This window comes from Pseudomonas sp. SIMBA_041 (assembly GCF_046535095.1).
In the GTDB taxonomy this organism is placed as follows: domain Bacteria; phylum Pseudomonadota; class Gammaproteobacteria; order Pseudomonadales; family Pseudomonadaceae; genus Aquipseudomonas; species Aquipseudomonas mucoides.
Map to the genome: position 1 here is coordinate 1 of NZ_JAWRXJ010000956.1, position 235 is coordinate 235.

At 68.1% G+C, this 235-nt stretch carries 1 protein-coding gene; it reads left to right on the forward strand.

The window, feature by feature from the left end:
* Nucleotides 1-35 precede the first annotated feature (35 nt).
* The coding region (locus tag SB725_RS33975) for an autotransporter-associated beta strand repeat-containing protein (RefSeq protein ID WP_410923797.1) at nucleotides 36-235 on the forward strand (200 nt) is incomplete at its 3' end.

Below are 235 nucleotides of genomic sequence, written 5' to 3' on the forward strand. Positions count from 1 at the left end.
GAAATCGAAGCGTTGATGGCTGCTGCGAGAAAGCAATGAGCGTAATCATCGTCGGTGGCGGCATGGCGGGCGCGACGCTGGCGCTGGGCGGCAGCAACGATCTCGGCCTGGCCGGCACGATCGGCGGCGCCGGCGGGCTCGTGAAGAACGGCACGGCCATCGCAACGCTGACCGGTACGAACACGTACACCGGCGACACGACGATCAACAGCGGCACGCTGGCGCTCGGCGCGGG